The sequence below is a fragment of the Kribbella sp. CA-293567 genome, from assembly GCF_027627575.1.
GTDB lineage: Bacteria > Actinomycetota > Actinomycetes > Propionibacteriales > Kribbellaceae > Kribbella.
Map to the genome: position 1 here is coordinate 5,194,122 of NZ_CP114065.1, position 13,136 is coordinate 5,207,257.

The following is a 13,136-nucleotide window of genomic DNA, read 5'->3' on the forward strand; positions in this document are numbered from 1 at the left end:
GTGACTGCAGATCCATTCGACCCGATGGGCGACGACGGCTCGCCGTTCTCCTGCCTGCCCTGCGCAAGCATCGCCGTGCAGGCCGTCGCGGTCGTCGCCCTCACCATCTGGTTCCTGGTCGAGACCATCCGGCGGTACCTGTGAAGCTCCGATCCGTCCACGTCACCGGCCGGCCGATCCAGACCTGGCCTGGTGAGCTCACCCGCGAGCGGAAGTCGTCCACGTTCAAGGCGGGCTGGTCATCCACGATCGACCTGCTCGACCGGGAGCTACATCACCTCGACGCAGAGAACGTCGTACTGCAGCTGGCGATGCGCGAGTCGGACTTCCGGCTCGACGGCGCACCCAAGGCCAACGCTCGCGCCACCCACCCAGGTGTGATCCTGTCGCTGGATTCGCCGTACGGGGCCCTGTCGTACCCGTGCGACCGGTTCACTCAGTGGGCCGACAACCTGCGCGCGATTGCCCTCGCCTTGGAGGCATTGCGGAAGGTCGACCGGTACGGCGTCACCAAGAACGGCGAGCAGTACACCGGGTGGAAGCAGCTCGACGCCGCGCGGCCGGCCTGGTCGACCGACAGCGCTGCAATCTTCATCGTCAACGCTGCGCTGCCCGACTCGACCGACGACCAGCTCCGGCACCACGCCGTCAACGTCGTCGAAAGCCTCCACATCAGAGCACGCATGTACCGCAAGGCCGCGGCTCGCCTCCACCCCGACGTCGCTGGCGGCAACGCGGCCCAGTTCCTGCGGCTGACCTCGGCCAAGAAGTTCCTGGACGGTGCGTGATGGCCGGCTACGACATGCATTTCGGGAAATCCGACCCGAAGAACGCGACCCCACCCCGGTACACCGAGCACAAGGCCAGCAAGTCCTACGGCTGCGAGATCGGATGCGGCACAACGATCAACCCCGGCGAGCTCTACCGCCGAAGCAAGCGCAGCTTGCAGATCATCTGCATCCCCTGCTGGGAAAAGAAGTGGCCCACCACATGACCCTGCGAGAAGCACTGACCAAGCAGCTGGCCGGCCTCCCGGTGATGACGTACGCCAACGGCTACCGCGTGCAGGCCTTGCCCAAGGCAACCTTGCTCGACCTGCTCGCCCAACACCCGGACGAGCCGCTCCCGATCATCGCGGTGTCGTGCCAGCTGGTGATGCCTCAGATCAACGAGTGGGCGATCGAGGCTCACGCACGAACGGCGTACGAGCGCGACCGGGCGGCCGGATCGACACCGGGCGGCGCACCGCCGTGGGGTGCCCATGACGGCCAGTGGGAGGAACTGCAGTCCACCTACCTGGTCGACGCCGAGATCTACCTCACCGCGGCTCTGCCGTACCTGACACCGACGTACGGCCCCGACCTGGGGGCGGGGCCGCACACCACGACGGAGGTTCCCCGGTGACCACTCTGCAGGAAATCCAGGCAAGAGCCGCGGCAGCTTCACCCGGGCCGTGGATGTGGCGCGGCAACGTCGACCACGACGACCCGGCGCTGAGCCGCTGGATGCCTGGCCACGGCCGCGTCGAGGTACTGCGCCACTACCCCCGCGAGCGCACCGCCGACGACCGGGGCGCCCGCGCGTACGCCGAATACCTCCGCGAGACCGACGTCTGGGACGACAACCACAAGGACGGCGTCGGCGGCTGGCGCAGCTACACCGAAGAAGAGATCACCGAGAAGGTCCAGCACGAGTGGGTAGAGGACCAGTGGGGCAACCCCCACCGCGAAGCGCGCCTGGCGTTCTCCGACACCGAGAACTTGCTCGCGATGGATGCCCGCAATCTCGCGATCTTCGAGGTCTGCCCGGCCGCGACGACCCGCGACGACCGGCGCGTCTACCGGGCCGACATCATCGGCGTACGGCACCCCGACGCCGAGTTCATCGCCCACTCCCGCCAGGACGTCGACGACCTCCTGGCCGTGATCACCGCAGTCGAGACGGTCTGCGACCACTACGACCCCATGGTCGCCCGCAACGACGACATCAGGTTCGGTGCTGACGTTGTACTGAAGTCAATCCGCGCCGTGCTGGCAGGTGCACAGTGACCGCCCTGACGCCGACACTGCTCAGCCTGCTGAAGGAGCTGCGGCTCCGCGAGACCCCGCCCGGTGGGCCGTGCTGGCTCGTGTGGGCGGAACGGAACCGGTACGCCCTGTTCGTGTCGTCGTTCAAGGGCGAGTACACCCGCCAGCGGCACGTCGCGGCGAGCACACTGCGGAAGCTCCACGCCGCAGGCCTGATCCAGTACAGCGCGGACGTGAAGATGCCGGACTGGTTCAACCGGCGCGAAGGCGACGCCGCGGTGGGATGCACGATCACGCTCACCGAGGCCGGCCAAGCAGCGAGCGGCGGTGCCCAGTGACCGGCTCACTGATGGTCGACGCGCAGGCACTGGGTTGGCGCATCCTCCTGGCCAACGGCGGTCTGTCCTCAGTGGAGATCGACGGTGAGGAGTACCTGCTCGACCCGGTCGTGCTGATGCAGGCCTCGCGGATCGGCGGTCTCCCGGTCGGGTACGGCAACCACCTGTTCCCGACTATCCAGCAGGCCGCCGACGGATTCGCGATGTGGCTGCAGGCAACGGTTCTGCCGACCCCGTCCGACCGGGTTTTCAAGGTGGACTATCTCAGCCTGCTCGAGGAAGCAGGCTTCACAGTGCGCCCGCTCGAAGGCGTGAGGAACGCGCACGGCATCTGCGACGGCCTGCAGATGGTCGGCCTGATCAACCCGCTACCCCGGCGCCACGAAGCCGCGACCTCGCCGGGCACTCATCGAGGAGCACGCTGATGCCGAACCTCGCGCAGGTCCTCTTCGGCCTGGTCGTCATCCTCGGCCTGTGCATCGCCGGCCTGTGTCGATCGCACCACGTCAACAACCAGCGCCTCGACGAACTCGAAGGCGACGTCGCCGAGCTCCTCGACCAATGGGCCGGCGCCGTCGAAGACTGCAGCCCGCCGCCGGTCAGTGAAGATCCGCTCCCCGGTCACGTCGATCACGTCATCCAGGACGACGTCGGTGCGCAGCTGCGGCAGCGCCGTCACGATGCCGACCGACGCTGGCTGTGCGTGGACCCGACGGAGAAGAGCTGATGGCCGCCAACGGGCTGTGCACCCTGTGCGACGCCGAGATCCTCTGGGCCCGCAGCACCAAGACCGGCAAGGCGATGCCACTCGACCCGGCCCCGACCGACGACGGCAACCTCGCCGTCTACAAGGACCACACCGGCCGCATCAACGCCCGCGCGCTGAAGGCCGGCGAGGAACCCGAGTCGTACGAGAAGCGCGGCAAGGCCCACTTCGCGACCTGCCCGAAGTACGCCGTCCACATCGCCGCGAAGAAGCAACGCCAGCGCGACGCCGCAGTACGCCGTACCCCACCGCCGACCGGGCCGCCACCGGCCAACGTCATCAACCTCCGGACCGCACGCCGCCGCCGGTCCGGGCCCAACTAGCAGGAAGGGAGAACAGCGTTGAGCGACATCGTTCCCGACACCGTGATAGCCAACCTCGTTGGCATCGAGCGTCACGCGATCGACCACTACGGCCGCGCCGTCTCGGCCGAGCAGACCGTGTACATCCTGCACTCACAGCAGTGCAAGGACACGACCCCGGACCTGCGCGACTGCCCGTACTCGCGGGCACTCGACCGGGGCATCGCCGGGCCGGTGCCCTGGCCCGCATGGCAGCACGTACAGGACCGGCCCACCCAGCTCGCGCTGTCGTTCGGCTGGTTGGTACCCGCCGGCCCGAACCAGCAGGAAGGCAGCGGCTCGTGGCCACTGAGCTGATGCAGTTCGGCCTCGGCGACGAAGACTCCGCCGACAAGGTCTGGTTCACGTTCGACGTAGGAGCGCGCAAGCTCACCATCGCCACCGGCGACAGCCGCGGTTACGACTCCAAGCGCGAGGTCGAACCGTTCGAGGTGGAACAGCTCAACACGTGGCTCGCCGCCGTGGTGGCCCTGGCGCCCGCCAGCAAGCCCGACGACGACACCCCCTAGCAGCCCACCCGCAGTACCCAACTTCCCCCTAGACGACGAGACAAGACGTCCGGTCGACGGTCAGGCGCGGGGCCTGGCCAAGTCAACCGGTCAACGACCGAAGCGAGGTGGCTCAGTGCCATGGTTCCGAGACAAGTACGCCGAAGCTGTGTGGGGAAGCGACTCGCTGCGCCCCAACGAGAAGCTCGTTGCCCTGACCTACGCCGAGTACGCCGGCGACGAAACCAAACCCGATAAGGACGACGCCTGGGTGACCTGGGCCGAGCTGTCGCTGCGTACCGGCCTGCGCTCGAAAGACGCCATCAACCGGGCCCTGCGCGGCCTGGAAGCGGCCGGCTGGCTCATCCAGCTCACCAAGGCCCGGCAGCACAAATCACCCCGGTACCGGCTCGTCATCCAGAACACCAACCTGCGCGCCACGTACGACCGCGCCGACGAACCCGAAGACCCAGCCGTCCGCGAGGCGTACCCCTCAGATCCTGTAGAGGTACGCCTCGCGGACGGCTCAGAAAGCCCAGAGGTACGCGAGGCAGACGCCTGCCCTGTGGATAACCCCACTCCAGAGGTACGCCTTACGGACAACTGGACAGCCCCAGAGGTACGCGACACGGATTCAGGGGTACGCGAGACGACGCCCAGAGGTACGCGAGGCGTACCCAATAACTCTAAAGAAACCCTAACTATAAAAGCTGTTCTTGGGTCCGGTACAGAACCACAGGACGCGCGCGCCCCCGACTGCCGTCACACCAGCTGGACCGTCGACGGCTACTGCGTTCGCTGCGACCGGCACGAGCCCTGCGGCGACTGCCGTCGCCTGCTCAAGGTCACCCCGGACGGTCGGTGCTGGCAGCACCAGGACCAGGCGGCGGCATCGTGACCGGCGACCAGGTCGACCAGGCCGGCCGCCGCGACCGGTACGGCGAACCCGCACCGAGCTCGGCGTCGATGCCGGCTCCGGAGCACGACCCTGCCTGCGTCAACGGATGGCTCTCCGCCGACGACGAGGGCCACCCGAAGCCCTGCCCGGTCTGCAAACCGTGGGTCGCGGCCTGCCCGACCTGCGGAGCGTCACGCAGCCGCTGCGAGTCAGGCCGGCCGATGCGCGGCCGCTGCTGCCCGTCCTGCCCGCACGACCCGCCCACCCGCAAGAAGTCCCGCCGAATCAAGACCGACCAGGAGACCCGCCCGTGACGGCCCGCTGCGAACACTCAGGCCTCGCCATCGACACCTGCGACGAGCCCTGCTGCCGCTGCGCGATCACCCAGCTCCCCCGCGGGACCTGCGCCGAGCGCTGCTGCAGGGCCGACCTCACGCAGTACCGGCCGATCCCCGAGGTCTGGATCCGGGCAACGCCCGCCGGCGCCGTCAAGGTCACTCCGGAGCACGGCCAGGACCTCACCGAGACCGACGTCGTCCACGCCCTGTTCCACACGGTCGGCGGCCGCACGAAGCGCCCCGACGTACTCGACATGGTCCGCGAGCTGTGCGACCCGATCAGCCACAGCGAGCGCTACACCCGTACCGGCGAACCGCCCGCCGTACCCCAACCCGCCCGCCGGAAGAAGGGCCGCAAGCAGAAGGCCGGCCGCAAAACCCAACCCCGCTACCACGTGTCGACCAGCCCCGCGCTGCTCGTCCAGCTGCACCAGGCCATCACGCCGAAGAGCTCGGTCGGCGCCGGCAGTCCGCGGCCGCCGGCATCGCAAGCTGCGGCCCGGATCGAGGCGATCGACACCGCAGCCCGCATTGAGCTCGACGCCGCCCGTTGGCTGCGTGCCCTCGGCAACGACGACATGCTCGGCCTTCTCGGCTGCGTACGCCGCCTGGGCAGCCTGCTCCCGTCGATCGAGCGGTGCCACCGCCGCAAGTCGATGCGCGCCACCGGCACCAGCCGAGTGATCTGCTGCGACGCCCACCGCGTCGAGGCCGACCTCGGCCGCTGGTGGACCTGGTCCCGCATCGTCACCGGCTGGGACCTGCCGGCCTGGCAGCCCGACAACACCTGCCCGCTGTGCGGCAACCGCGGAACCCTCCGGATCCGCCTGGTCGACCAGATCGCCACCTGCGTCGATGACGACTGCCGCGAGACCTGGGACGAAACCACCCTCGGCCTCCTGGCCGAACACATCCGAACCGAGAACCACGAAGACGAGGAAGCATCATGAAAACCGTTGCCCCGCTGTGTTTCATCGACACCGAGACCACCGGCGTACACCCCGGCCGCAAGGTCTGGGAGATCGCGATGATCCGCCGCAACCCCGGCCAGCCCGATCGGGAAAGGACGTTCTACGTCGACGTCGATCTGACCGACGCTGACCCCTTCGGCCTCGCTGTCGGCCGGTTCTACGAACGCCACCCACTCGGCCGCTGGATGGCCAGCGCCGGCGGCACGATCAACAGGCCAGCTGGCCGCGACATGGGCAGCCACCTCAGCCTTCGCGCCGCTGCGGAGGAAGTCGCCCTCTACACGCACGGCACTCACCTGGTCGGTGCTGTCCCGAACTTCGACGCCGAGACCCTCGCCCCGCTTCTGCGCGACCACCAGCTGACGCCGTCGTGGCACTACCACCTGGTCGACGTCGAGGCACTCGCCGCCGGCTACCTCGCCGCCCGTCAGCCTGCCAGCACCTCGCCCGCGCCGCCGTGGAACTCCGACGAGCTGACCGTGGCCATCGGCGTAGAACCCGCGAGCGACACCGAGCGCCACACCGCGATGGGCGACGCGCAGTGGGCGAAGCGCACCTACGACGCGATCATCGGCACGCACGCATGAGGACGCTCGCAGGACTCCTACGCCTCGGCCGAGTCGAGCGGACGACGCTGCAGGCCTTCGCCGACGCCGCGGACAAGCCGGCGACCTTCCTGCCGAGCATCAACGACCGCGACCTCGGCCGCGCTGACGCGCTCACCGAAGCCATGGACGTCCTGCGCCGCCTCGGCCTCGAACCACGCGGCCCGCTCGAGATCGGCGACCTGGTCCGGTTCGTCTACGCCCAGGGCTGGCAGGCCTGCGAGTCCGTGCTGGCATCAGCTGACACGGCTGACGCGATCGACGACGCGCTCAACCACCCGAGCCACGTCACCGATAAGACCTCGGACGACTCGATCAACACCTGGACCGTCCGCGCCTTGCAGCAGACCGTGGTCCGCATGGCAGGCCGGAGGTGAACCGGCACGAGTGCGACGGCTGCGGCCTGGCCGCCTGCGACCTCCCCGACGGCATCGACCCCGACGACGTATTCGACGACGGCCACTGCCAAGGCTGCGCCCAGCTGGTCGCGGCCGGCCAGCCAACGCCGTACGAGATGGCAGCAAGCTGGTGAGTCGCAAGAACACGCGGCGCCGGCAGTACATCCGCAGCGATCCCTCGCTCGCCTACGTCACCGGCGTCTGCGACACCGGCCGCAAGGCCTTCTGGACCCGCGCCGGCGCCAAGGCGCTCGTCCGGGTCCTGAAGGCCGAAGGCAAGAAGGGAGCCCGCGCCTACTTCCACGACGACTGCGGCTACTGGCACGCCGGGTACATGCCACACGCCGTCCGCCAAGGCCTCCGCACGGCGAGCGAGTGCTACCCGGTCGAGGAGCCGGCGCGGTGACCGACCGGATCCTGCTCGGCTTCGACGGCACGACCGACGGCGAGGTCGTGGCCGTCAAGGTCACGACCACCCCGGCACAGCGGCTAGAACTGCTGACGCTCACGCCCGACGTACCGAAGGACGAACTGCGCGTCGCGATCGCCGAACTCGTCCACGACATCGCCACCCGCCTGGCCGAGCTCGAGCAGCAAGCCGAAGCCGACCGCAGCGAGCCGCTCCCCGATCCGCTCCGAGGCCTCCCCCGGACCATCAATGGCCGAACCGTACGAGCCGAATGAGCGCGTCCGCGTCCGCACAGCGGCCGGCGTGGTCGCCGGCGTCATCTGGTCCTGCGGACCGACCCGTACGTCGTACTGGGTCGTACCCGACCATCCACAGCCGGACATGGTCCAAGGCTGCATCCAAGCCACCACAGCACAACTGGAGACACCAGATGCCGAAACGCTTTTCTAGCAGCCTGAGCAACCTCTTCGCCGGCCTCGCCACATCCGGCAACTCGATGATCGCGAGAGCGAACCAGGAACTGATCGCCCGCGAGGCGGCCGAGGCGCAGCTGGAGGCCATCTTGGCGACGGCTGATCACGCTGTCATCGCTCACTGGATCAACCGGCGATACGACAGCAAGACTCACCTTGCCAAGATGCTGCGAGGCAACGCCTACATCATCGCCGTCGAACTGGCCAAGCACGGCGTACCGGCCGAGCATGTGACGCTCTACGCGCTGCAGCAGGTCATCGAGCTCTGCACCGGCCACGAGACCAACGCCGCCAGCGTCGAGGCCACCGCCCGCGCGTACTGCGCGATCCACACCGCCGGCGCCGGCCCCGCGACCGGCGGCATCGCCAGAGCCGTCCGCCTGGCCTTCGACTACGGCCGCTGACCATGACCCCCGACGCGCCGCCACCAACGCCTGTTTGACATGTCGTTGCTCGAAGCCCATAGTCAGTGCCGATAGGTGAAGTGTCTCTATCGCCAGCAGCTACCAAATTGGGCCCTCGGCCCCATAGCAACACCAGACAGCCCCAGCGCCTCGAGCACTGGGGCTGTCGCCTTTCCAGCGGTGACCACCTCCCGCTCCGCTCGCTCGACCAGGAGGTGACGAGCATGGCCCGTGGCCAGATTTGCTTCACGTGGGACGACGGCTACGCCTCGGCCTTCCGCATCGCCCAGATGGCCAACGCCCGCCGGCAACGCCACACCATGTTCATCACCACCGGCCTGGTCGACACCCCCGGCCGGGTCAGCAAGCACCTCATCGGCGTCATGGCCAGCGACGGCCACGAGATCGCCTCCCACAACGTCGACCACCTCGACATGACCGGTCTCACCGCGGTCAACCGCCAGCCGCAGTGGGACGCCTCCAAGACCTACCTCGAGGCAATAGTGGGCGCCGGCAACGTCACGTCGTACGCCTACCCTTTCGGCGGCCGCACCCTGCCCACCGACGCCGAGGCCTACGGCCGGTACGACCGCATCGCCGGTATCGGCCTCGCGCAGGGCTACAACAGGCCACCGTGGACCTACCAGGCCGGATCGCGCCCCTTCCTCATCGGCCGGTTCCCCTGGTCTGACACGACCCACGCGCAGCTGCTCGCGCTGATCCGGATGACCGCAACGCAACCGGTCACGCTCACCGTCTACGCACACGATCCGGACACCGCCGGCAACCCGACCCTGGACCAGATCAACGAGGCCATGGCCCTGGTCGAGAAGCTCGGCATCCCGGCCGTCACGATGGCCGAGGCCTTCCCCGGATCCGGTGCCGGGTCGATGCTCGCGAACCCCGGTTTCGAGACCCCGGTCGACGCCGCCGGCAACATCCCCGGCTGGACCAAGTTCCCCACCTCGGCCACCATCATCGAGCGTCTGGTCGAGACGCCCGACGTTGGTCTGCCCGGCGCCGCGTCGCTGCACATGTTCGTACCGGCAGCCTCCGCGGCCGCCGCGAGCGAGTCAGTGATGCAGGTCTTCCCCGTCGAGTGCGGCAAGGTCTACACCCTCGGCGTACGGGCACGAGTGGCAGACCTGACCGGCGCAGGGAAGTTCGCCATCCGACGCAACCTGTACGACGCGACCGGTACGGCGATCGCCGGCCAGTCGGTGACCGGGCCGGCCATCATCAGCACCACCTGGGCGACGTCGACGCTGGTCGTCGACCTGCGCGCTGCAGGTACCGAGGGCGCAGCGGTGTGCAGGTTCGATCTGTGGGCCAACCAGGTCGCCGGCCACTTCTACGCCGACCACTGCTGGGCAGGCGAGACCATCGCAGGCGGACCGTACTCGTGAGCGACGACGAGCGACGCGAAGGCGAGCACCAGGTGCACGCAGCCCTGGCATCCGCTTTCAGCCAACAGGGCCGGCTACTGGTCAGCTCAGTCACAGTCGCAGTCACCATCGACGACCAGGGCCACAAGAGCCTGTCGCTGCACACCGCACCCGACCAGCGCACGTGGGAGACGCTGGGCCTGCTCGAGCACGTACGCCTTGAGTACGCAGCGTTCATGACCGAACAGCGCGTCGTACCCGACAGCGACAGCTGATGGCGAGCAGGGCATGGAAGCTGTGCTCGAAGCCTGGCTGCCCCACCCTCGTACCACCTGGCACGTCACGCTGTGAGGACTGCGCACAGGAAGCAGACCTACGTCGTGGCACGTCGACCGAGCGAGGGTACGGCGTACGGCACCGCAAGGTGTTCCGCAAGGGCGTGCTCGACAAGCACCCGATCTGCGTGCTGTGCCTCAACGCACCTTCGACGGTCGCTGACCACTACCCCCTCAGCAGGCGCGAGCTCGTTGCTGCAGGCCACGACCCAGACGACCCGGCGCACGGCCGGGGTCTGTGCAAGACCTGCCACGACACCGAGACCGCGACCCACCAGCCAGGCGGCTGGCACGCCGGTCACACCCAGTGACGAAGGGGTGGGGGGTGACCCCCATCCGGGCCGAAAGCAGAACCGCCGGAGAGGCGTCTGCCAGGTGCGGAGGGTTCAAACGTTCTCGTTGGTGACGCAACGTCACCACGGCTGATGCCGCGCAACGCGGCTGAGGAGACCGAAATGGCGAAGGTAGAACTGCACCACCCGACCGGCGACGACGGCGGGAGCCGGCTGCTGATCGACGGAGTTGACTGGGCCGACAAGGTCCACGACTCGGTCACGATCAAGGTCGAGGACAACGTCGCGACGGTCTCGCTCGACCTCCACACCGAGAGCCTGCTGCTGGACCTGAACGCCGCAACGGTTGGGGTCAACGGCACGCTGTGGCAGCTGTGCGAGAAGGCCGGCCTTTCCGGAACCGATCTCAGCACGGCGATCCTGGCCTGGGCTCGCTACCCGACCGGCAGCGACGGTGCCCGGATCCAGTCGATCATCGACGCTCACCTGTCGAAGGCCTAGCACCGTGGCCAGGGGTGGGGCCCGCAACCGGTCCGGTCCACCGGCGGACGAGAACTCGGCGCGGTCGGAGGCACGAGGTGTGGTGTTCACCGCGCTGCCGGCGGAGGGGTACGGCGGCGAGGCACCGGCGTTCCCGCTCGGCCCGATCGCCGAGCGGACCTCGGAGCTCGCCGAGCGCGAGCTCGCGATCTGGGCCGAGCTCTGGCGATCGCCGCAGGCCTGCGCCTGGGCGCTGCAGCCCTGGCGGTGGATGACCGTCGCCCACTACGTCCGGCTGGCGCTCAAGGTCGAGCTCGGCGGCGCGGCCGCCGATGTCAACGCCATGATCCGGCTGTCCGACCAGATCGGGCTGTCGCCGGCCGGGCTGAAGGAGAACGGCTGGAAGATCGCCGAGGACCAACTCGCTGCGAAGCGGCACGAGAAGGACGCCGAGGACCTGGTCGACGACGAGGACGGGATGGGAGACGTTCGCGACCGGTTTCCCAAGGGCGTGAACGATGGCGACGCCGGCGGCTGACAGCAAGTACGTCGTCGAGTGGCCGACCCTCTACATCGTCCCGGCGTGGATCCAGCGCCACTGCATCATCCCGGACATGTTCCGCAAGGGGCAGCCCTTCCGGATGTACAACTGGCAGCTGTGGTGCACGTTCAACCACTACCGGGTCAAGCCGAACGCGAAGGCCTACGACGCCAACGGCTACCCGACCCGGGGTGCCGCGTTCCACTACCGGCGGTCGCAGATCGTCGGGCCGCAGAAGACCGGCAAGGGCCCGTGGTCGGCGACCATCATCAGCGCCGAAGCGGTCGGGCCGGTGCTGTTCGCCGGCTGGGCCACTGGCGCCGAGGTCTACGACTGCGGCGATCACGGCTGCGGGTGTGGCTGGCGGTACAAGTACCGGCCCGGCGAGGCGATGGGGATGCCGTGGGCAACTCCGCTGATCCAGCTGCTCGCGACGTCGGAGAAGCAGGTCGACAACGTATACCGGCCGCTGAAGGCGATGGCGAACGGGTCACGGCTATCGGGCCAGATGCTGGTCCGGGAGGGGTTCATCCGGCTCCCGAACGAAGGGATCATCGAGGTCGTCACCGCCTCGGCACTGTCGCGGCTGGGTAACCCGGTGGTCTTCAACCCGCAGGACGAGTCGGGCACATACACCGAGCAGAACGGGATGAGGGAGGTCGCCGAGACGATCCGGCGAGGCGCTGCCGGCATGGGTGGCCGGTCGATGGAGACCACCAACCCGTGGGATCCGTCGCAAGACTCGACAGGACAGCGCACGTACGAGGGCAACGCGAAGGATGTCTTCAAGTTCTACGAGCCGCCGCCGGCCGATCTGGACTTCAAGAAGAAGGCCGATCGACGCAAGATCCTGAAGTACAACTACGCCGGGTCACCACACGCCAGCCTTCCGATGATCACCGGTGAGTGCGAAGAGCTGATGGAGAAGGACCCCGGCCAGGCCGAGCGGTTCTTCGGCAACAAGATCACCGCCGGCTTCGGCACCTGGATGGACAAGGCCAAGTGGGACGCACGGGCCAAACCGCGGCGCCTCGACAAGCGGACCAAGCTGCAGGTCGTGCTCGGCTTCGACGGGTCCGACGTCGACGACTGGACCGGGATCCGGGCCGAGACCCGCGACGGCTACCAGTTCACCCCCGAAACCGCCGGCGGTCCGACAATCTGGGATCCGGCGCAGTACGGCGGCCAGGTCCCGCGCCTCGAGGTCGGCGCGGCGGTCGACGAGCTGTTCACGATGTTCGACGTCGTCCGGATGTACTGCGACCCGCCGTACTGGTCGACCGAGATCGACGAGTGGGCCGAAGAGCACGGCGACAAGCGCGTCTTGCGCTGGTCGACGTTCCGTCCGGTCCAGATGCATGCCGCCTGCGAGCGGATGCTGACCGATGTCAACAAGGTCAGCTCCGGCTTCACCCACGACGGTTGCAAGATCACGTCGACGCACATGGGCAACGCCCGCAAGTCACCGCGGCCGAGCGGGCGGTACGTGCTGGTGAAGGCCAGCCAGGGCCAGAAGATCGACCTCGGCGTCTCCTCGGTGATCACGCACGAGGCCGCCTGCGACGTCACCGCGGCGAAGCTGTGGCGCAAGAAGTACGGCGCCTACGCCGGATAGGGAGGGGGTT

At 68.3% G+C, this 13,136-nt stretch carries 26 protein-coding genes; all 26 read left to right on the forward strand.

The window, feature by feature from the left end; translation table 11 throughout:
* The 26 genes from OX958_RS23720 (at position 1) to OX958_RS23845 (ending at position 13,126) form a co-directional block, all read left to right on the forward strand.
* Complete coding sequence (locus OX958_RS23720) at positions 1-144, forward strand: hypothetical protein (RefSeq protein ID WP_270131484.1); 144 nt, start codon at positions 1-3, stop codon at positions 142-144.
* Positions 141-788, forward strand: coding sequence for a hypothetical protein (locus OX958_RS23725; RefSeq protein WP_270131486.1), 648 nt, complete (start codon positions 141-143; stop codon positions 786-788). The genes OX958_RS23720 and OX958_RS23725 overlap by 4 nt, the downstream gene beginning before the upstream one ends.
* Positions 788-994 (forward strand): hypothetical protein, encoded by a 207-nt coding sequence (locus OX958_RS23730; protein WP_270131488.1) that lies wholly within the window; start codon positions 788-790, stop codon positions 992-994. The genes OX958_RS23725 and OX958_RS23730 overlap by 1 nt, the downstream gene beginning before the upstream one ends.
* On the forward strand, positions 991-1,404 hold the full coding sequence (locus OX958_RS23735; protein ID WP_270131490.1) for a hypothetical protein: 414 nt from the start codon (positions 991-993) through the stop codon (positions 1,402-1,404). Before OX958_RS23730 ends, OX958_RS23735 begins: the two co-directional genes overlap by 4 nt.
* Positions 1,401-2,048, forward strand: a complete 648-nt coding sequence (locus tag OX958_RS23740; RefSeq protein ID WP_270131492.1) for a hypothetical protein — start codon at positions 1,401-1,403, stop codon at positions 2,046-2,048. Before OX958_RS23735 ends, OX958_RS23740 begins: the two co-directional genes overlap by 4 nt.
* A complete protein-coding gene (locus OX958_RS23745; RefSeq protein ID WP_270131493.1) occupies positions 2,045-2,365 on the forward strand; it encodes a hypothetical protein in 321 nt (106 codons plus the stop codon). Before OX958_RS23740 ends, OX958_RS23745 begins: the two co-directional genes overlap by 4 nt.
* Positions 2,362-2,790: a hypothetical protein gene (locus OX958_RS23750; RefSeq protein ID WP_270131495.1), complete on the forward strand. Its 429-nt coding sequence runs from the start codon at positions 2,362-2,364 to the stop codon at positions 2,788-2,790. Before OX958_RS23745 ends, OX958_RS23750 begins: the two co-directional genes overlap by 4 nt.
* Positions 2,790-3,092 (forward strand): hypothetical protein, encoded by a 303-nt coding sequence (locus OX958_RS23755; RefSeq protein ID WP_270131497.1) that lies wholly within the window; start codon positions 2,790-2,792, stop codon positions 3,090-3,092. Before OX958_RS23750 ends, OX958_RS23755 begins: the two co-directional genes overlap by 1 nt.
* Complete coding sequence (locus OX958_RS23760) at positions 3,092-3,454, forward strand: hypothetical protein (RefSeq protein ID WP_270131499.1); 363 nt, start codon at positions 3,092-3,094, stop codon at positions 3,452-3,454. The genes OX958_RS23755 and OX958_RS23760 overlap by 1 nt, the downstream gene beginning before the upstream one ends.
* Before the next feature lie 18 nt (positions 3,455-3,472).
* Positions 3,473-3,790, forward strand: coding sequence for a hypothetical protein (locus OX958_RS23765; RefSeq protein ID WP_270131501.1), 318 nt, complete (start codon positions 3,473-3,475; stop codon positions 3,788-3,790).
* Positions 3,775-4,002, forward strand: a complete 228-nt coding sequence (locus tag OX958_RS23770) for a hypothetical protein (RefSeq protein WP_270131502.1) — start codon at positions 3,775-3,777, stop codon at positions 4,000-4,002. The genes OX958_RS23765 and OX958_RS23770 overlap by 16 nt, the downstream gene beginning before the upstream one ends.
* A gap of 115 nt (positions 4,003-4,117) precedes the next feature.
* Entirely contained in the window at positions 4,118-4,879 is a 762-nt protein-coding gene (locus tag OX958_RS23775; protein WP_270131503.1) for a hypothetical protein, read from the forward strand.
* Positions 4,876-5,193: a hypothetical protein gene (locus tag OX958_RS23780; protein ID WP_270131504.1), complete on the forward strand. Its 318-nt coding sequence runs from the start codon at positions 4,876-4,878 to the stop codon at positions 5,191-5,193. Before OX958_RS23775 ends, OX958_RS23780 begins: the two co-directional genes overlap by 4 nt.
* The gene (locus OX958_RS23785; protein WP_270131505.1) at positions 5,190-6,167 is read left to right on the forward strand and encodes a hypothetical protein; all 978 of its coding nucleotides are present in this window, start codon (positions 5,190-5,192) and stop codon (positions 6,165-6,167) included. The genes OX958_RS23780 and OX958_RS23785 overlap by 4 nt, the downstream gene beginning before the upstream one ends.
* Positions 6,164-6,775, forward strand: coding sequence for a hypothetical protein (locus tag OX958_RS23790; RefSeq protein ID WP_270131506.1), 612 nt, complete (start codon positions 6,164-6,166; stop codon positions 6,773-6,775). The genes OX958_RS23785 and OX958_RS23790 overlap by 4 nt, the downstream gene beginning before the upstream one ends.
* Positions 6,772-7,170, forward strand: a complete 399-nt coding sequence (locus OX958_RS23795) for a hypothetical protein (protein WP_270131507.1) — start codon at positions 6,772-6,774, stop codon at positions 7,168-7,170. The genes OX958_RS23790 and OX958_RS23795 overlap by 4 nt, the downstream gene beginning before the upstream one ends.
* The gene (locus OX958_RS23800; protein ID WP_270131508.1) at positions 7,167-7,325 is read left to right on the forward strand and encodes a hypothetical protein; all 159 of its coding nucleotides are present in this window, start codon (positions 7,167-7,169) and stop codon (positions 7,323-7,325) included. The genes OX958_RS23795 and OX958_RS23800 overlap by 4 nt, the downstream gene beginning before the upstream one ends.
* A complete protein-coding gene (locus OX958_RS23805; RefSeq protein ID WP_270131509.1) occupies positions 7,322-7,597 on the forward strand; it encodes a hypothetical protein in 276 nt (91 codons plus the stop codon). The genes OX958_RS23800 and OX958_RS23805 overlap by 4 nt, the downstream gene beginning before the upstream one ends.
* Positions 7,594-7,875, forward strand: a complete 282-nt coding sequence (locus OX958_RS23810) for a hypothetical protein (RefSeq protein ID WP_270131510.1) — start codon at positions 7,594-7,596, stop codon at positions 7,873-7,875. Before OX958_RS23805 ends, OX958_RS23810 begins: the two co-directional genes overlap by 4 nt.
* Before the next feature lie 155 nt (positions 7,876-8,030).
* Positions 8,031-8,477: a hypothetical protein gene (locus OX958_RS23815; protein WP_270131512.1), complete on the forward strand. Its 447-nt coding sequence runs from the start codon at positions 8,031-8,033 to the stop codon at positions 8,475-8,477.
* Between the two features lie 224 nt (positions 8,478-8,701).
* Complete coding sequence (locus OX958_RS23820; protein WP_270131513.1) at positions 8,702-9,883, forward strand: polysaccharide deacetylase family protein; 1,182 nt, start codon at positions 8,702-8,704, stop codon at positions 9,881-9,883.
* Entirely contained in the window at positions 9,880-10,137 is a 258-nt protein-coding gene (locus tag OX958_RS23825; protein ID WP_270131515.1) for a hypothetical protein, read from the forward strand. Before OX958_RS23820 ends, OX958_RS23825 begins: the two co-directional genes overlap by 4 nt.
* Positions 10,137-10,508 carry a hypothetical protein gene (locus OX958_RS23830; RefSeq protein ID WP_270131517.1) on the forward strand — a complete coding sequence of 124 codons (372 nt, stop codon included), beginning with the start codon at positions 10,137-10,139 and terminating at the stop codon, positions 10,506-10,508. The genes OX958_RS23825 and OX958_RS23830 overlap by 1 nt, the downstream gene beginning before the upstream one ends.
* Positions 10,509-10,652: 144 nt before the next feature.
* Entirely contained in the window at positions 10,653-10,991 is a 339-nt protein-coding gene (locus OX958_RS23835) for a hypothetical protein (RefSeq protein ID WP_270131518.1), read from the forward strand.
* A gap of 4 nt (positions 10,992-10,995) precedes the next feature.
* A complete protein-coding gene (locus OX958_RS23840) occupies positions 10,996-11,508 on the forward strand; it encodes a hypothetical protein (RefSeq protein ID WP_270131520.1) in 513 nt (170 codons plus the stop codon).
* On the forward strand, positions 11,489-13,126 hold the full coding sequence (locus OX958_RS23845) for a hypothetical protein (RefSeq protein WP_270131522.1): 1,638 nt from the start codon (positions 11,489-11,491) through the stop codon (positions 13,124-13,126). The genes OX958_RS23840 and OX958_RS23845 overlap by 20 nt, the downstream gene beginning before the upstream one ends.
* Positions 13,127-13,136 lie beyond the last annotated feature (10 nt).